This window comes from Lysobacter sp. Soil_C_15, from assembly GCF_057657315.1.
Window position 1 is genome coordinate 120,315 of sequence record NZ_JBDGIR010000009.1, and the last position, 18,089, is coordinate 138,403.

At 71.5% G+C, this 18,089-nt stretch carries 11 protein-coding genes; 3 read left to right on the forward strand and 8 right to left on the reverse strand.

Going from position 1 to position 18,089, the window contains the following annotated elements; genetic code table 11:
• Positions 1–4 precede the first annotated feature (4 nt).
• The 3 genes from AC3A57_RS19290 to AC3A57_RS19300 form a co-directional block, all read right to left on the reverse strand.
• Complete coding sequence (locus tag AC3A57_RS19290) at positions 5–3,391, reverse strand: AAA family ATPase (RefSeq protein WP_487580390.1); 3,387 nt, start codon at positions 3,389–3,391, stop codon at positions 5–7.
• Between the two features lie 114 nt (positions 3,392–3,505).
• The gene (gene mutS, locus AC3A57_RS19295) at positions 3,506–6,121 is read right to left on the reverse strand and encodes a DNA mismatch repair protein MutS (protein WP_487580442.1); all 2,616 of its coding nucleotides are present in this window, start codon (positions 6,119–6,121) and stop codon (positions 3,506–3,508) included.
• A gap of 478 nt (positions 6,122–6,599) precedes the next feature.
• Entirely contained in the window at positions 6,600–6,965 is a 366-nt protein-coding gene (locus AC3A57_RS19300; RefSeq protein WP_487580391.1) for a hypothetical protein, read from the reverse strand.
• Positions 6,966–7,375: 410 nt separating this feature from the next.
• Here AC3A57_RS19300 and AC3A57_RS19305 point away from each other — a divergent pair, with 410 nt between their 5' ends.
• From AC3A57_RS19305 to lnt, 3 genes are all read left to right on the forward strand, one after another.
• Complete coding sequence (locus AC3A57_RS19305) at positions 7,376–8,464, forward strand: SGNH/GDSL hydrolase family protein (RefSeq protein ID WP_487580392.1); 1,089 nt, start codon at positions 7,376–7,378, stop codon at positions 8,462–8,464.
• An 81-nt stretch (positions 8,465–8,545) separates the two neighbouring features.
• Entirely contained in the window at positions 8,546–9,160 is a 615-nt protein-coding gene (locus AC3A57_RS19310) for a hypothetical protein (RefSeq protein WP_487580393.1), read from the forward strand.
• 24 nt (positions 9,161–9,184) lie between these two features.
• Positions 9,185–11,647: an apolipoprotein N-acyltransferase gene (lnt, locus tag AC3A57_RS19315; RefSeq protein ID WP_487580394.1), complete on the forward strand. Its 2,463-nt coding sequence runs from the start codon at positions 9,185–9,187 to the stop codon at positions 11,645–11,647.
• 67 nt (positions 11,648–11,714) lie between these two features.
• On the opposite strand, the gene AC3A57_RS19320 is transcribed toward lnt, so the two are convergent.
• The 5 genes from AC3A57_RS19320 to AC3A57_RS19340 all read right to left on the reverse strand — a co-directional run bounded on the left by AC3A57_RS19320 (position 11,715) and on the right by AC3A57_RS19340 (position 18,071).
• Positions 11,715–12,782 carry a DUF5694 domain-containing protein gene (locus AC3A57_RS19320; RefSeq protein ID WP_487580395.1) on the reverse strand — a complete coding sequence of 356 codons (1,068 nt, stop codon included), beginning with the start codon at positions 12,780–12,782 and terminating at the stop codon, positions 11,715–11,717.
• 123 nt (positions 12,783–12,905) lie between these two features.
• Positions 12,906–13,682 carry a hypothetical protein gene (locus AC3A57_RS19325; protein WP_487580396.1) on the reverse strand — a complete coding sequence of 259 codons (777 nt, stop codon included), beginning with the start codon at positions 13,680–13,682 and terminating at the stop codon, positions 12,906–12,908.
• A gap of 43 nt (positions 13,683–13,725) precedes the next feature.
• The gene (locus AC3A57_RS19330) at positions 13,726–14,739 is read right to left on the reverse strand and encodes a M15 family metallopeptidase (RefSeq protein WP_487580397.1); all 1,014 of its coding nucleotides are present in this window, start codon (positions 14,737–14,739) and stop codon (positions 13,726–13,728) included.
• Positions 14,740–14,877: 138 nt separating this feature from the next.
• Positions 14,878–16,341 (reverse strand): MFS transporter, encoded by a 1,464-nt coding sequence (locus AC3A57_RS19335; protein ID WP_487580398.1) that lies wholly within the window; start codon positions 16,339–16,341, stop codon positions 14,878–14,880.
• Entirely contained in the window at positions 16,338–18,071 is a 1,734-nt protein-coding gene (locus AC3A57_RS19340; RefSeq protein ID WP_487580399.1) for a phytoene desaturase family protein, read from the reverse strand. Before AC3A57_RS19340 ends, AC3A57_RS19335 begins: the two co-directional genes overlap by 4 nt.
• Positions 18,072–18,089: the final 18 nt, after the last annotated feature.

Below are 18,089 nucleotides of genomic sequence, written 5' to 3' on the forward strand. Positions count from 1 at the left end.
CGGCTCAACCGCTCTGGATCACGTCGAACTCGCCGCCGAGCACGCGGTCGAGGCGGCCGCTGCGCCAGCCGCGCACGCCGTCGCGGACCAGCGGCGAGGGCGCGTGGCGGTAGCGGCGGACGATGCGCCGTTCTCCGTCGCCGGCCGGTTGCGGCGCGCGCGCGCGGCCGGGCAGGTCGGGCGTTACCTGCACCGACAGCGAGACCCGCTGGGTCGCGCCTTCGTCCTGCTCTTCGTAGACGTGCAGGCCGGATTCGTCCTGCAACAGGTCGTAGGCGCCGAAGCCGCTGACCGCCAGCCAGGCGCGGCAGCGCTCGGGATCCTGGCGCAGCACTTCGACCCGCATGTTGCGCCGTTGCGCCCAGGCCAGGTACATGCCGAGCAGGCGCTGCCACCACAGCCGCAGATCGGCGCCGTGGCGTTGTTGCGCGGTCGCGTCGGCGTCGATCTCCAGCAGCGCGTCCTGCGGCCCGTGCGCGCGCAGCGCGGCGACCGCCGGGTCGAGCAGGAACAGCAACTGGGCCAGGCGGCCGGCGAACTCGTCGTTGCCGCCGTCCTGCTCCAGGCGCCGGTGCAGGCGGCGTGCGCTGTCCAGCGCGCTCTCGATGCGGTCGCGGCGCTCGATCCGGTCGAGCACGCCGTGGCGGTCCGGCGCCGACCAGAACTCGGCCTGGGCCATGCGCGCGTAGTCGGCGTCGCGGGCGGCGCTCCAGTCGCCGCCGTCGACTTCGCTTTCCAGGTTGCGCAGATGCGCGTCCAGCCGCGCTGCGGCCTCGGCGCTCGCCGCCGGCGCGTACACCAGGTCGCGCAGATCGCCGACCGCTGTATCCGCCCCGGCGTCGCGCGCGGCCTCGACGGCCGGCGCGGACGCGTCGGGGTCGATGAACTGCACCTCCAGGCGGTCGCCGGCGCTGCGCACGAACAGGAACTGATCGCCCTGCGGCGCGCGGTGCTCGACGATGCTGCGCGCCAGCGGCGCCAGCAGGTAGTGCTCGATCGCCCGGCGCAGAGGACGCGCGCCCAGGTCCGGAGTGAAGCCGCGGTCGAGCAGGAACTCGATCGCCGAAGGCTCCCATTCCACCGCCCAGTCGCGGTTGCGCAGGCCGCGCCGGGTCAGCACGCGCTTGAGTTCCTTGTGCAGGATCTCGCGCATCAGGCTGCGGTCGAGCGGGTTGAACAGCACCACCCGGTCGAGGCGGTTGATGAACTCGCGGCGGAAGGTGTCGAACAGCGCCTTCTCGACCGCGTCGCGCGAGTAGCCGCCGCGCACCGCGGTGAAGCCCGGGCCGGCGCTGCGCGAGATGGTCGAGCCGACGTTGCTGGTCAGGATGATGATGCTGTGGCGGAAGTCGGCGCTGTGACCGCTGCGGTCGCTGAGGCGGGCATCGTCGAACACCTGCAGGAACAGGTCCCAGACCTTGGGGTGGGCCTTCTCGAATTCGTCCAGCAGCACCACCGAGAACGGCTGCTCGCGGATCCGCGCGGTCAGCGAGCGCACCCCGCCGCTGCCGCCGCCATCGTCGGCGGTCAGCCGCCAGGCCGAGTCCTCGGACTGGAACTCGCTCATGTCCAGGCGCAGCAGGCGCTCGTCGCTGCCGAACAGCAACTCGCCCAGGGCTTTGGCCAGCTCGGTCTTGCCGGTGCCGGTGGGGCCGGCGAACAGGAACACGCCGATCGGCCGCGCGCTGTCGATCAAACCGGCCTTGAGCAGGGCGATGCGGTCGAGCAGGGCGTCGACGGCTTCGTCCTGGCCGAGCACGCGCTGGCGGAAGAACCCGCGCAAACGCTCCAGGTCCAGGCTCTGGCGGTCGTCGACGATGTCCAAGGGCAGGCCGCTGCGTTCGGCGACCGTCGCCAGCAGGCGTTCGCCGTCCAGCGGCAGCGCCGGCGGCTGTTGGCTCAGCGCGCCCTGCAGGGCGTCGCCGAGCAAGCGCAGCAGGCGGCCGGGTTCCTGCTGCTCGGGGAAATACTGCGCGGCCATGCGCCCGGCTTCGGCCAGCAGCCGCTCGTCGGCGACCTGGCGGCCCAGGCGCTCGCTTTCCAGCCGCGCCCATTCGCCGGCGATCGGCGCCAGCGCGGCCGGGTCCAGCGGCGCCAGTTGCAGCAACTCGAAGTGATGCTTGAGCACCGGGCGCGCGACCAGCAGTTCGGCCAGTTGGCGCGGCGTCAGTTCGCCGATCATCCGCAGCTGGCCGCGCTCGATCGCCGGCAACACCAGGTCGAGCAAGCCGCGCGGATCGCGCGAGTGAGCGCCCTTGGCCAGCAGGTCGAAGAATTCCGGCGCGCGCCACAGCGCGCGGCGGCGGTCGAGCACGGCGAGCATCTCGCGCACGCGGCCTTCGAGCTCGCCGATGTAGCTCTGCCCGGACAGCACTTCCGCCGCCGAGGCCTCGAACACCAGCCAGCCGTCGCTTTGCAGGCTTTCCACCAGCAGGTCGACCAGCACGGTCTTGCCGACGCCGTGCTCGCCGACCACCAGCACCGAGCCGCCGCCGTCGCCGTCGCCGTCGCCGTCGAAGGATTCGCGCAGGCGCTGCAACTGTTGCGCCAGCGCTTCGTGGACGATGCGCAGGCCCGGCTTGGGGCTGGGGCCGACCCGGCCGAAGGCGCCGAGCACGCGGCTCTCGCGGCGCGCGCCGGCGATGCGGTCGAGCCGGTCCAGCATCGGCTGCAGCAGCGGCGACTGGAAACGCTGCAGCAGTTCGCGCAATTGCCCGGCCTGCTGTTCGTCGAGTTCGTCCAGGCTCTCTGGCGCCGGCGCCGGCGGGAACGCGCCGGCCCATTGCAGGTAGTCACGCAGTTGCTGGCGGGTCGGGGCGAAATCCCACCACCAGGCCTGGGCCTGCCGCATCAGCCGCGGCAACAGTTGGGCGTCGGCTTGCTGGCGCAGGTGTTCGAGCAGGAAGTGCAGCGGGTAGCCGCCGAACTGGCCGGCGTGGTCGATCGCCGCCTCCAGCGCTACGTCGGGGCGGTGCGGCAAGGCCTTGGCGACCATCGACTGCAGCACGTAGCCGCTGCCGTTGAGATGGCGCAGCAGTTCCTCGGCGCTGAAGGCGTCGCTGGCGAGCAACTCGGCGCCCTGGTGGAATTCGGGCAGGGCGATCAGGTCCTGCGGCCGCTGGATGCGCTCGTCGACCGCGTCGATGCGGCGGATCAGGGCGAACAGCCGTTCCTGCGCGGTGTCCTCGCCGGCCTGGGCGGGCGGCGCGGCGGGCTCGTCGTCCTGGTCTGCGCCGGTGTCGGCGACGGCGACGGCGACGGTCTGACCGGCGGCGCGCGCGCCGTCGCCCGTCAGCGTTTGCGTTTGCGCAGGTGAAGTCGCCGCCGGCCGATAGAGGCGGGCGAGAATCAGGCCGGCGACCACGCCGACCACGAATAGCAAGGCTTCCACGAGCGCTCCGGTGTCCGTTCCGGGCCACAGTGTAGCGGCGGCCGCGCAGGGGCGACTGCGAAACGCTGCGGCGAAACCGCGCCCGGGCCGAGGCCGGGCGCGGCGCGCGCGGGCTCAGCTCAGCGCCTTGATCCGGTACAGCGCTTCCAGCGCCTGCTTCGGGGTCAGCTCGTCCGGGTCGATCGCGGCCAGCGCGTCGAGCGCCGCCGAGGACGGCGCGAACAGGCCGAACTGCTGCGGCGCGTCGAGCGCGGCCTGGGCGAAGGACGGCTTGGGCGCATCGCGGCCCTGCTGCTCCAGTTCGGCCAGGCGTCCGCGCGCCTGCTTGACCACCGCCTTGGGCAGGCCGGCCAGCGCCGCGACCTGCAGGCCGAAGCTGCGGTCGGCCGGGCCGTCCTTGACCGCGTGCATGAACACCAGTTGCTCGCCGCCGTTCTTGTCGTGATGTTCGACCGCGTCGAGGTGGACGTTGGCGATGCCGTTGCCCGGCTCGGCCAAGGCGGTCAGCTCGAAGTAGTGGGTGGCGAACAGGGTGTAGGCGCGGTTGTGGTGGGCGAGGTGGCGCGCGCAGGCCTCGGCCAGGGCCAGGCCATCGTAGGTCGAAGTGCCGCGGCCGATTTCGTCCATCAGCACCAGCGAACAGTCGGTGGCGTGGTGGAGGATGTAGCTGGTCTCGCTCATCTCGACCATGAAGGTCGACTGGCCGCGGGCGAGGTCGTCGCCGGCGCCGATGCGGGTCAGGATGCGGTCGATCGGGCCGATCGTCGCCCGCGCCGCCGGGACGAAGCTGCCGATGTGGGCCAGCAGCACGATCAGCGCGTTCTGGCGCATGTAGGTCGACTTGCCGCCCATGTTCGGGCCGGTGATGACCAGCATGCGGCGGCCGTTGGCCTCGTCGAGGATCAGATCGTTGGGTTCGAACGGCTCCTTGCGCACCGCCTCGACCACCGGGTGGCGGCCGCGCTCGATGCGCAGACCCGGCTGCTCGCTGAGTTCGGGCTGCGACCAGTCCAGGCTGGTCGCGCGCTCGGCGAAGCCGCACAGCACGTCCAGTTCGGCCAGCGCCGCGGCGCAGCGCTTGAGCGGCTCCAGGCGTTCGTTGAGCGCGTCCAGCAACTGTTCGTACAACAGCCGCTCGCGCGACAGCGCGCGTTCGCGCGCCGACAGCACCTTGTCCTCGAACTGCTTGAGCTCTTCGGTGATGTAGCGCTCGGCGTTGCTCAGGGTCTGGCGGCGGGTGTAGTGGGTCGGCGCCTTGTCGGCCTGGGCCTTGCTGACTTCCAGGTAATAGCCGTGGACGCGGTTGTAGCCGACCTTCAGGGTCGGGATGCCGCTGCTGGCGCGCTCGCGCGCTTCCAGGTCGACCAGGAACTGGTCGGCGTTGGTCGACAGGGTGCGCAGCTCGTCGAGCTCGGCGTCGTAGCCGGGCGCGAACACGCCGCCGTCGCGCGCCAGCACCGGCGGCTGGGCCACGATCGCCTGCGCCAGCAGGTGCGCATGTTCGTCGTGCTCGCCCAGTTCGGCGCACAGCGCGGCCACGCGCGGCGCGTCCAGCGGCGCCAGCAGGCCGCGCACGTCCGGCAGCAGGCCCAGGCCGTCGCGCAGGGTCGACAGGTCGCGCGGGCGCGCGCTGCGCAGGGCGATGCGCGAGAGGATCCGTTCCAGGTCGCCGAGCGCGCGGAAGCGTTCGCGGATATCGTCGCCGGCGCGCGATTCGATCAGCGTCGCCACCGCCTGGTGGCGATGGCGCAGCGCGTCGCGGTCGCGCAGCGGTCGGTGCAGCCAGCGCCGCAGCAGGCGCCCGCCCATCGGCGTGACCGTGCTGTCGAGCACGCCGAGCAGGGTGGTGCGGCTGTCGCCGTCGATCCGGCTGTCCAGCTCCAGATGGCGCCGGGTGGCGGCGTTCATCGCGATCGCGCCGTCGCCGGACTCGATCGCGATCGAGGTCAGGTGCGGCAGGCGCTGCTTCTGGGTTTCCTCGACATAGCCCAGCAGGGCCGCGGCCGCGGCGATCGCCAGCGGCTTGTCTTCCAGGCCGAAACCGGACAGGTCGTGCAGGCCGAAGAACCGCAGCAGCTGGCGCCGGCCGCTGTCGGCGTCGAACAGCCACGGCGGCCGCCGGCGCAGGCCCGGGCGCTCGGCCACGAACGGCGCCCAGCCGTCTTCGTCGGCGATCAGCAGCTCGGCCGGCTCCAGCCGCGCCAGCTCGGCCTCCAGCGCATCCTCGCTGGCGACTTCGTTGACCAGGAACCGGCCCGCGGCCAGGTCGGCCCAGGCCACGCCGTAACCGTGCTTGCCGCGCGCGACCGCCAGCAGCAGAGTGTCGCGGCGCTCGTTGAGCAGGGCCTCGTCGGTGACCGTGCCCGGAGTGATGACCCGCACCACCTTGCGCTCGACGATGCCCTTGGCCAGCGCCGGGTCGCCGATCTGCTCGCAGATCGCCACCGATTCGCCGAGCGCGACCAGGCGCGCCAGATAGCCCTCGGCCGAATGGTGCGGCACCCCCGCCATCGGAATCGGCTGCCCGGCCGAAGCGCCGCGCTGGGTCAGGGTGATGTCGAGCAAGCGCGCCGCCTTGCGCGCGTCGTCGTAGAACAGCTCGTAGAAATCGCCCATGCGGAAAAACAGCAGCACGTCCGGGTGCTCTGCCTTGGCGGCGAAGAACTGGCGCATCAGCGGGGTGTGCTCTTCGGACCCCTTGCCCGGGCCGGCTTTCTGGCTTTTTTGCATTTGATTCAAGGTTTTAGGGTTCTTCAGTTCAGCGCAATGCGGCAAGTATGAACAACTAGGGACGGCCAGGCACGCCGCCGTGTGGCGCCGGTGCCGAGGCAACGCTGGGACGGCGGCAGGGACTCGGAAGCAAAAAGGGAAAGCAAACGGTCCCGCAAGTCGGCGCTTACGGCCGCCACAGGAGCGGGATCGTCAATTTTGCCCCGAATAGAGGTCGAAAGCCTGTCCCCGTTGGCCACCAACGGGGGGCTTCGGACCTGGCTTGGACGCAGGCGCCCTGTTGCAAGGCCCTTTGCTTCCACCGCTGCCTCGGTCCGAGCAACGAGGCGCTGGAACAGCGCTGGGCGCCATGAGCCTGCTCCGGCGCAAAGACGGTTACGGCCAATCGCCAACCTTGGGCCAGGAGCCGCTCGCCGACAGCGGTTCGAGCGGCAGCGCGACGAGGTTCGAGCCGAGAGCCGGCGGTGGCGGCGGACGCTCAGCGACCGGCCTGGGCGATGGCCGTCGCCAGTTGCGACCGCAACCGGGCGAGAGGGGCGGCGAGGTCGTGGTAACGCTCGATTCCGGCCGACAGCTCGTGCAGAACGGTGGCGATGGCGGCGATAGTCGTCGCGGTTCCGTGGTCGCCGGCCGCGTCGGCGACGGCGATGCCGTCGAACCGGCGCAGCAGTTCGCGGTAGGTGCCGGGCAGGCGCATGAGCCTGTCGTAGGCCGGTTTCACCGCGGCGCGGTCGTCGAAGTGGAATGCGGCGTCGAGCGCTTGGGTGCCGGCTTCCAGTTCGGACAGCAGCGCGCTCAGTTCGCGTGGTGAGGGTTCGCCTGGAGATGCATCGTGGTCGATCATCGGCTGGCGCCCGCGAGAGGTTCGGTGTCGGCGCCCAGCTTCGGGGCGGCGAGGCTGCGGCGCAAGCCGCGCCGAGCGTGGCGAGCTGCGGATCGGTTCGGGCTTGCCCGGCGCCGCGGGAAGGGCGGCTCGCGCAGCGCGCGCCCCAACCGCGAGGACAACACGGGTGGCGCTTGCGTGAGGTCGCTCGCCGCGCCGACAGCGCGGGCGCGAAAACGTGATGCCGCCCGCCGCGCCTGTTGCAGCGCACATTGCGCCGGGTCGGAACCGTACGCTAGCGTCCGGGGGCGATGACAGGGGGAGAAACGCCCCGGGTTCCGGGGCCTCCTCGTCGTGATTCGGGTTTCGCGTTTTCTCATCGGGCGCCGGCCGGCGCCCCTGGCGCATTCCATCTCGAAGGGGAGTTAAGGATGAAGACTCTGTTCCGCAACAGGGCGGGGCGGTGGTTGTCGGCTGCGGCTTTGCTCGCGCTGTCGGCTCCGTCGCTGGCCAATACCTTGAACCAGAACGTGTCCTGGACCATCGACCGGGCCGGGACCAGCAGCAAGTACCGGGTGGTGGCCTACGGCGATTCGATCTTCGCCGGCTACAACGGTTCGATCAGCAATGCGGCGCGCTATTCGGCGCCGACCGTGGACGGCGAGTATCTGTCGGCGCGCTGGAACGCCGATATCGAGAGCGTGCGCCGGGCCAAGTCGGGCGCGGTGGCGCGCGACGTCTACGAGAACAAGATCGTCGCCGAGCGCTCCTACATGCAGGCCGCCTCGACCCGGGTGGTGAGCTTCGAGATGTGCGGCAACGACGGCCTGCAGGCGCGCTCGGCGTTCAAGTCGCAGAGCGGCACCTGCGACTACAGCGGGCTGGATGCGGCGATCAACTCCTGCAAGACCTACGTCGCCGCGGCGATGGACTACATCAACGCCAACGCGCACGCCAATACCCGGCTGAAGGTCATTTCCAACCTGTACTACCCGGGCTACAACGCCGACAACGTGCAGAGCTCGTGCCGCGACGCCGGCACCGGGCAGACGGTGAACCTGCGCGACCGGTTCCTGCCGGCGATCGCCAAGATGAACTACTGGATGTGCGAATACGCGCGCCAGAAGGGCTTCAAGTGCGTGGACAGCTTCGCCCAGTACATGGGCGCGGACTACGACAGCAACGGCGACGGCCAGGTCGACGCCGACGCGCTGCGCTACGTGTCCGGCGAGAGCGAGGCCAGCTACATCAACCGCACCGCGGTGACCCTGCGCTCGACCCTGCGCGACGCCAACACCAAGTTCGTCTCCTCGTCCAGCTCGTTCGACTACATCCAGTCCGACGACACCCACCCGACCTACACCGGCGGCACCGTGTCGGCCGGCCTGTGGGGCGGCAGCACCGGCAGCGGCGCACCGCGCTACTCCAGCTACAACAACGGCCGCAGCCCGATCTGGAACCAGTACGGGCACGAGCGCATGGGCTGGGCGCTGTCGGTGTATCAGCCGGCCAATCCCTGATCGGCGCGACCGGCGGAGCACCGAACCGTGGCCGAGCGCCGCCCGCCGCATGCCCCGCCGTCCCGCGCGGATGGCGAGGGCATGCGCGTGATCGACAAGGCGCCCGTCGCCCGCGGCGGCACGCTGCGGTGGGTGGCGGCCGCCGTCGCGGTGGTGCTGGCGCTGGCGGGATGGTGGTCGATGCGCGAACCGGCTTCGGGCGCCGCCGGCGCCGTCGCCCAGGCGGATGCGCCGGGCGATGCGGCGAACGGCGCCAGCGACGAGCGGCTCGCTTCAGCGCCTCGCGCGCCGCGCGACGCGACGCAGGGGAGGCAGGCCATGCCGAACCAAGACCCCGACGATCTGGCCGCTTACTTCCAGCCCGGCGATCCCGAACCTAGCGGCGCGCAGGTCATCCAGGCGCTGCAGCAGGCGGGCATCCGCACCGGCCTGGGCGCGTTCAATCCGCCCGGCACCAGCCCGCCGCTGGTCGGGCTGGCGGTGCCGGAGGATTTCGCGCTGCCGCCGGGCTATGTGCGCCACCACCAGGTGACCGACGAGGGCGTGGCGATCGAACCGATCCTGATGTTCTCGCCCGATTTCGCCCTGCACGATGCGCAGGGCCGGCCGATCGCGATGCCGGCCGACCGGGTCGTGCCGCCGGCGCTGGCGCCGCCCGGCCTGCCGTTGCGGCAGATCCAGATCCCCCCGCGCTAAGACCGCGACACGGAGTTCTTCGACTTGACCACGGAGCGGCTGTCCCAGCCCCGCTGGCGTAGCTACGCCGGCATCCTCGCCACCGCCGTGTTGCTCGGCCTGTACGCTCGCGGCGGCCCCGCCTGGGGGCTGGGCTTCGTCGCCCTGGTGCCGTGGCTGCTGGCCTTGAACCGCATCGGCACCGCGCCGGGCGCGTTGGCCAACGCGGCGTTGATGAGCGTGGCCTTCGTCGCCGCGGTGTTGCATTGGTTCGGCGCGGCGATCGGCGCCTACACCGGCATGGGCGCGGCGACGGCGACCGCGCTGCTGCTGGCGCTGGCGCCGCTGATGCAGCCGCAGTTCCTGGCCTATGCGCTGGTCCGGCACTGGGTCGGACGCCGTTATGGCGCGCTGTTGCGCGCGCTGGCTGCGGCTTGCGCCTGGGTGGCCTGCGAATGGCTGGCGCCCAAGCTGCTGGGCGACACCTTGGGCCACGGCCTGTTTCCGTCCGCGACGCTGCGCCAGGTCGCCGACCTCGGCGGCGCAGCGGGCCTGACCCTGCTGTTGTTGCTGGTCAACGAGGCGCTGGCGGCCGCGATCGGGCGCCGCGGCCTCGGCGCGCGCGCGCTGCTGAAGCCGCTATGGCTGGGCGCCGGGATCGTGGCCTGCATGGCCGGTTACGGCGCGGTACGGCGCGACGGCCTGCAGGCGCCGCCGGCCGCCGACGCGCCGACGCTGCGCGTGGCCATGGTCCAGGCCAGCATCACCGATTACGAACGCCTGCGTAAGCAGATCGGCGCCTATGCGGTAGTGCGCAAGGTGCTGGACACGCATTACGCGCTGTCGTGGTCGGCGATCCGCGACCACGGCGCCGACGTGCTGCTGTGGTCGGAAACCGTATATCCCACCAGCTACGGCAACCCGCGCAGCGAGGACGGCGCGGCGCTGGATCGCGAGATCCAGGGCTTCGTCGACGAGTCGGGCGTGCCGCTGGTGTTCGGCACTTACGACCGCGACGGGCAGGGCGAGTACAACGCCGCGGCGTTCCTTGAGCCCGGCCGGGGGCTGCTCGGCATGTATCGCAAGACCTATCCGTTCCCGCTGACCGAGCATGTGCCGGATTGGCTGGACGGGCCGCGGCTGCGCCGCTGGTTGCCGTGGACCGGCGGCTGGCGCCCGGGCGACGGCGCGCGGGTGCTGCCGTTGCGCAGCGCCGACGGGCGCGAGGTCAACGTGGTGCCGCTGATCTGCCTGGACGACGTGGAGACCGGCCTGGCCATCGACGGCGCCCGGCTCGGCGCGCAGGCCATCGTCGGCCTGTCGAACGATTCCTGGTTCACCGATTATCCGGTCGGCGCGCGCCTGCACCTGGCGGTGGCGGCTTTCCGCAGCATCGAAACCCGCCTGCCGCAGGTGCGCGTCACCACCAACGGGCTCAGCGCGATCATCGACGACACCGGCGAGGTGTTGGCCAGCACCTCGACCGGCGACCAGGCGGTGTTGACCGCGTTCGTCAGCGCCCGCGATCCGGCGCCGACCCTGATGGTGCGCTGGGGCGATTGGGTCGGGCGTGCCGCGGCGGTTTTCCTGCTCGGCCTGGCGGCGTTCACGCTGTGGCGGACCGCGCGCGGCCGCACCGCTGCCGCCGACGCGCAGCCAGCGACGCTCGAGGTCGTCGTACTGACGCCGTTGTGGCGCGCGACGAGCGGCGCGCTGCGGCTGTGCGCGGGCGCGGGCTTGCTGTGGCTGGCCGCCGACATGCTGCTGCGCACCGGGCTGCAGATCCAGTCCTTGTCGCAGCTGATGCTGTTCGCCGTGCTGGTGGTCGCGCCGCTCGTGGCCGCCTGGGCGATCGAGCGCAGCTTCGCCGCTCAGGCGCGCGTCGAAGCGACGTTGCTGGTGCTGGACCGGCGCCGGCAACGGATCGAGCTTCCGCTGGCGTCGATCGCCGCGCTGCGGCCCTGGTACGTCCCGCTGCCGCGCGGCGGCGCCGATCTGCGCCTGGCCGAAGGCCCGCTGTGGTCGCGCGGCCTGGCGCGGGCGAACCCGCGCGCGTTGCAGCGCATGACCGCGGCGGCGGGCGCGCCGTGGCGCCTGGAAGGCCGTTTCGCCGCCGGCCTGGCCGAATTGGCGCAAAGCCGCGCCGACGCGCGCCGGCCGCGGCTCGACCATGCCTTGTTGAAGTTCGGCCTGTTTCCGCTGCTGCTGGCGCTGGTCGCGTTCCGCCTGCACCAGATCATCGCCTTCGGCGGTGCGTTCGGCGAGTACTACAGCTATGGGCTGGTCGCCTACCTGACCGGCCTGGCGATCTGGTGGGCGTCGTGGTCGATCGGCCTGATGCTGTTCGCCGCCGCGCTGCGGATCGCGATCGAGGCGGTCGCGGCGCTGGCGGTCGCGTTGCGCAGCGCGCACGCGGCGGCGTTGCGCGACGCGCTGGAGTGGCTGGGGCGGGCGGCGTTCTACCTCGGCGTTCCGGCGTGGCTGGCGATGCGCCTGTTGGCCGTGTGACGGCGAACCGGCGCCTGGTCGGCGGGCCGCGCCCGCCGGGACGGCGGGCGACGGCCGGATCGGCGGCTTACTTCAGCACTTGCTGCAGGTCGACGATCTCCACGCCCTGCATCTGCCCCAGCAGCGAGTCGAACCAGGGCTTGTGCTGGCTGCCGACGATCGCCAGCACGCGCGCGCCGGGGCGCTCGCGGAAGCTGGCGCGGATGTTGGCGACCATGCGCAGGTTGCGGGTTTCCCAGCCGGCGACGTAGACCTGGGCCAGGCGCTGCGGCGAGGCCTCGCGCATCGCTGCGCCGAAGTCGCCGTCGGCGACTACGCCGAGCACGTCCGGGCGATTGATGTAACGGTACAGGGCCAGCATGTCCTGGCCGCGGCGCAGCGCATCGTCGCGTTCGCGCACCGTCTTGGAGGCCTCCTTGGCCGAGGCCCAGGCGGCCATGATCGCCTGGCCGTAGGCCTGCGGGTCGGAGACGTCGACGGCGTCGCCGGTGTGGTCGTCGGTCGGGTGGACCCGCTGCAAGCCGGCGCGCACCGCCAGCGGCGCGGCGATCAGTTCGTTCTCGCTGCGGCCGGCGCGCGCTTTTTCCAGTCGGGCGACGAGCTTGGCGTCGAGACCGTCGCCGGCGCGGCGTTCGGCGGCCGGCAGATACAGCCACTGCACCAGGGCCGAGGTCGAATCGCCGGCGGCCAGGAACACCGCGGCCAGACGCCGGCGTTGCGCCGCGCTGGGCTGGGCCGGCCACTGCTTGAGGGTCCGGTTGGCTTCGGCGATCGCCGCCGGCACGTCCAGGCCGGTCGCCGCGCGCGCGTCCGAAGTGTCGCGGCAATAGGGTTTGAAGTCGTCCGCGCTGTAGACGGCCGGGTGGCGCGCGACCAGGTCGCAGCTTTCGCCGGAGATCGACTCGATGGTGATGATCTCGGGCTCGAACCCGGCGACCCGGTCGAGCAGCGGCGCCAGCGCCTTGGCGTCGAAAGTCTTCGGCATGTCGGAAAGATGCACGGTGCCGAGCACCAGCACCTGCGCCGGGCGGCCATGCATGTGCTTGTCCAGCGCCGACAGATCGACTTGCTGCGCCTGCGCCGTTCCGGCCGCCAGCGCCCATCCCAGAGCCCACACCGCCCACTGCCTGCTCATGCGTCGCACCGTGTAGATAAAGTCCGGCGACGGTAGGGCGGCGGGCGCGGGACGCGACAGTGCCAAGTGTCAGTAGCGGCCGCTACGGGCACTCGGGATCAGAGGCTCGGGGTTGGGCAGCAACTACCGGGACGACGGGTCAGGGGCGCCGGTGCGGCGCAGGATGCGCTGGCCGTTTTCGTCGATCACGCGCCAGCGGCCGTCGTGCGACAGGGCGAGGGTGCGGCGCGGGCTGGCGCCGTCGGCGCCGAGCGCAGGCAACTGTTCGGCCAGGCCGGCCGCGGCCGGTGCGGCGCCGGCGCGCAGCGGTTCGCCAGGATCGTCGCCGACCTCGCGGATGTGCGAAGGCAAAGGCCGGGTGTCTTCGCGCACGGTGCGGCAGTCGGACGACAGCCACAGTTGCTGGCGCAGCGGGCCGACGCCGTCGGAATGCATATAACGGGCGACCGCGGCGCCGTCGGCATCGGCGCCGAACCAGCGGCTGAGATCGCCGGCCTCGCTGCGGCACGCGCGCTGGCCGTCGCGCCAACGCTCGGCGCGGTCGGCGATCAGCCACAGGTCGCCGTCGGCGGCGAAGCCCAGGTCGGCCACCGGCGACTCGGCGAGATGGTCGCTGCGCTGGCCGCTGTCGAGGTCGAGCGTGTGCCAGCGGTTGCCGTCGGCCCAGGCCAGCAGCGCGCGCTGCGGATGGAAGGCGACCGCGCCGGTGCCCGTCAGCGATTGCGAATCGACGATCGCCGCAGCGCTGGCGGTGGCCGGCGGCGGCCCGGCCAGGCAGGCGCACAAGGCCAGCGGCAAGACCAGGCTCAGCGCGCCGGCGGCGATGCGGGCCCAGCGGCGCCGCGCCGCGGGTCTCGCAGCGCGGCATCGGTCGATCGTGGCGAGACGTTCGGCGTTCATGGCCCAGGCAGTCTAGCGCGCGGATGCGCGGCGGTTCTGCGGATCAAGGCTGCTGGCCGATGCCCATCCGGTCCCAGACCGCTTCCAGCCCGCCTTGGCGATGGCTCTGCTGCATGTGGCGCGCATCGCCGGCGTCGAAGCCGGGGTGGTATTCGACATGCGGACGGTCGACCAAGCCTTGCCAGTTGCCGCCCCATTCCAGGCCCTGCGACACCGCGATCTGGCCGTAGCGGTCCCAGTTGTTGGTTTCGGCCCAGCTCGGCCGGCCGTTGGCGTCGTTGAACACCACGTCGACCGCGACCCCGTAGTTGTGCCAGGACTGGCCGCCGCGCGCGTTGGTGACCCGGTTGCCGGGCGCGGTGCGGCCCTGCGCGTACAGCGCGTCCTGCTCGGGGAAGCTGCGGTAGGCGGTGTCCACGCGCATGTTCATGCCTTCGCGCCGCGCCTGCTCGATCACCGCGGTGACCCGGTTGGCCACCTCTTGGTTGAGGTTGGGGTTGTCCAGGCGGCCGCGCGGATCGGCCGCGTGCAGGTCGAGCACGTTGCGCATCTGGGTGCCGTCGAGTTCTTGCAGCTGCACCCGGGTGGAGATGTTGTCGTAGACGCTGCGCGGCGCGGTCTCGACCGCCAATTGCAGGCTGCCGTCGTTGCGGATGGTGCCGACCGTCCGGCCCTGGGCATCGAGCAGGCGCCCTTGTTCGATGCCGTAAGTGACGCCGTCGAGGGTCAGGGTGCCGGCGTCGGGGGTCAGGCCGCTCGGTGTGGCCTGCGGATTCAGGCTGAGTTCGGCGGCGCCTTGCAGATAGCTCGCGGTGGCGGCGTTGGGTGCGGCGGCGAAGGAATTCAGCGACTCGACTTTCTGCTCGTCGGTCAGTTGGGCGAAATTCCGGTCGGCGACCAGACGGTCCAGCGCAGCCACCGCCTGCGGATTTTCGCGCAACGTTTCGCGCAGCTCGTCTTCGCGCAGCTCGCTCGCGGTCGGTGTGGCCTGGGCCGGGTCGCTGGCGTTGGCGGACTGGGTTTCGTTGCTGCGCGATGCGCCGTTGACGCTGTCCATGAGCGGTCCCTCGTCGTAATTGCGCCCCTGTAGGCGCATTGCACAACGCGGCCTGGGCCGGCGCTACCTGGGAACGACCCTAGCCCGGGGCCGATCCGGGCGCCGAACTGCGAGCGGGTTCGCAATTCGGCGCTTGTCTCAGGACTCGGCCGCGGCCGGGCGCAGGCGCAGCACCGGCGAGCGGATCGCCGCATAGACCAGCCAGGTCGCGGCCATCGCCAGCGCGGTGGCGAAGAACAACTGGGCGAAGCCGGAGCGGAACAGCTCGCGGGTCGGCGCCGACAGGGACTGCGCGGCGAATTCGCTCAAGCGCGCGCCGGCGAACTCGCCGCCGCCCCGGCGCACGTGCAGCAGGATCAGCGCCGAGCCGGCCGCGGTGACGACCGCCGCGCCGAGGGTGCGGGCGAACGCCATCGCCCCGGTGACTGCGCCGAGTTGCTCGGCCGGCGCGGCGTTCTGGGCGATCACGTTGACCAGCGCGCTGCACGGGCCGGTGCCCAGGCCGACCGCGGCGAACAGCAAGGCCGTCGCGAGCGGGCTCAGCGCCTGGGCCCACAGTCCCATCGCCAGCGCCGCCAGCATCGCCACCGGCAACGCCAGCAACACCGGCCGCCGGTAGTCGCCGTTGCGTGCGGCGTAGCGCCCGGCGCCCAGCGCGCCGATCGCGCCGGCCACCAGCGCCGGCACCAACAGCAGGCCGGCGCGCGAAGCGGGCAGGCCGTGGCCGATCTGGAAATAGGCCGGTATCAGCACCGCCACCGCGATGTAGAAGCCGTACATCAGCAGGCAGACCAGCAAGGCCGGGCCGATCACCGCATCGCGCAACAAGGCCGGCGCCAGCATCGGCTCGGCGCTGCGGCCTTGCTGGCGGGCGAAGACCAGCGCGCCGAGCGCGGCCGCGGCGAAGCCGCCGAGCACCGGCGCCGACAGCCAGGGGTAGCGGCCGCCGCCCCACGACAGCGCGGTCAGCAGGGCGCAGGTGGCGAGCACGAACAGCGTCGTGCCGGCCAGGTCGATGCGCCCGCCAGGCCGGCCCATGCCGAGCCGGCGCAGCGCCGGCGCGCCGGCCCACAGCGCCAGCGCGCCCAAGGGCAGATTGATCCAGAACACCGCGCGCCAACCCAGCGCGTCGGTCAGCAGGCCGCCGAGCACCGGCCCGATCAGCCCGGCCAGCGCCCACACCATCGCGAACAAGCCGGTGTAGCGGCTGCGCTCGCGCGGCCCGGCAATCTCGGCCACCGCCGCCTGCGCGATCACGATCAACCCGGCGCCGCCGACGCCTTGCAGGGCGCGCGCGGCGATCAGCGCCGGCATGCTCGGCGCCAGCGCGCAGGCCAGCGAACCCAGCCCGAACAAGCCGATGCAGGCGTGCATCAGCCGGCGCCGGCCGTGCAGGTCGCCGAGCTTGGCGATCACCGGCGTGGCCGCGGCGGTGGCCAGCAGATACACCGAGATCGTCCAGCCGAGCAGGTCGATGCGCTGCAGCTCGCGCACGATCGCCGGCAGCGCGGTCGCGACCACGGTCTGCTCCAGCGCGCCCAGGAACACCGCCAGCATCAGCCCGCCGACCGCGCGGCGGTCCGTCGCCGCGGCCGCGCTCATGCGCCGACCGCCCGCGCCGCGGCCAGTTGCGGAAAGCCCTGCGGTGCGGCCGCACCGGGCGCGGCGGGACCGACCGGCACGATCAGATGGGTCGGCGGCGGCGCGGTCTGGTCGATGCTGGCGGTGAAGTCCTTGCCGTCGTCCTTGCAGATGAAGTGCATGACGTGGCGACCGGCGGCGGCGGCGCGGATCAGCCCGCCGGTGGTCGCCCACACCCCGGAGATGTAGAAGTTCGACAGGCCTTGCATCACCGGGCCGTGCTCCTTGATCGCTTCCTCCAGGGTCTCGCCGCTTTCCACGAACGGCTGCCAGCCGAGCACGGTGCCGTCGAAATTGCCGGTGTAGCGCACCTGGGTCAGCGGGCTGGACACGTCGCGCACGCTGATCGAATCCTTCAGCCCGGGGTAGCGCTTTTCCAGGAACCGGATCATCGCGTTGCTGACCCGGCGCTTGGCCGCGTGGTACTCGTGCCCGCGCCGCACCGGCAGGGTGTGCAGCTCCTCGCCCTTGCGCACCCGGCTGACCTGCTCTGGGCCTTCGTTGAGCGCGCGCCACGGCGCGATGTCGCAGAAGTAGGTGGCGTAGACGATGCTGGTGCCGTCCGGCGCCAGCTCGGGGTAGTGCCGGCTGCGGAACTGGACGTTGATGCTGGGGTGGCGGATGCCGATCATCTCCTCGGCTTCCTCCGGTTCCAGCAGGTAGGTGGTGCAGGGCTCGCCTTCCGGGAAGGGCTTGTCCAGGCCGAGGAAGGCGATGAAGTAGCCCGGGAACACCATGTGCGGTTGGTTGATGGTTTCGGTGTAGAGCTTGCGGAAGGTATCGTTGAGGTAGCGGCCCTTGAGGAAGCGCATCATCGTGGTGTAGCCGTCGGCGGCCGAGACCACGATGTCGGCGCGGACCTCGCGGCCGTCGCTGAGGCGCACGCCGACCGCGCGATCGTCCTCGACCAGGATCTCCTCGACCTTGGCGTTGTAGTGCACCTGGCCGCCGAGCCGGCGGTAGCGGGCCTCGATCGACTTGGCCAGGCCCAGCGAGCCGCCCTCGGGCACGCCGGCGGACAGGTTGGCGTGCGAGGCGAGCTGGAAGTAGAACGGCAGCACCGGGAAGTTCTGGTGCTTTTCGTAGAGGATGAAGTTGAACGCCTCGCGCAGGAACGGGTCCTTGAACTTGGCCGAGTAGTCGGTCATCAGCACCGTGATCGACTTGCGGATGGCGTTGAAGTAGGGGACGAAGGAGGCCAGCATCTTCCAGCGCTCCCAGCGCCCCATCAGCCCGACCGGCTTGAGGAAGGGGTACACCGCCAGGGCCTTGCGGAACTTGCGCAGGCCGCCGACGAAGTCGCGGATCAGCTTGGCGTCGGCCGGCGAGATTTCGAGCAGGTGCGCTTCCAGCCGGTCCGGGTCGGAGTAGAAGTACACCACCTGGCCGTTGCGGCCGCGGACGATGTTGAACACGTCGAAGTGGCGCATCTGCTTGCCCTGCAGCGCGCCCAGTTCCATCCAGATCTGGTGCATCTCGTTGCCCGGGCCGTTGCCGAGCAGCCAGCTGATGCAGCAGTCGAAGGTGAAGTCGCCGCGCTCCCAGGCGGTGCAGCAGCCGCCGGGGATTTCGTGCATCTCGAAGATCTGGGTCTTGTAGCCGTTCATCTGCGCGTAGCAGCCGGTGGACAGGCCGCCCAGCCCCGCGCCGATGATGATCATGCTTTCTCTGTTGCCCAACGTATGCGACATGTCCTGGCTTCCTTGGCG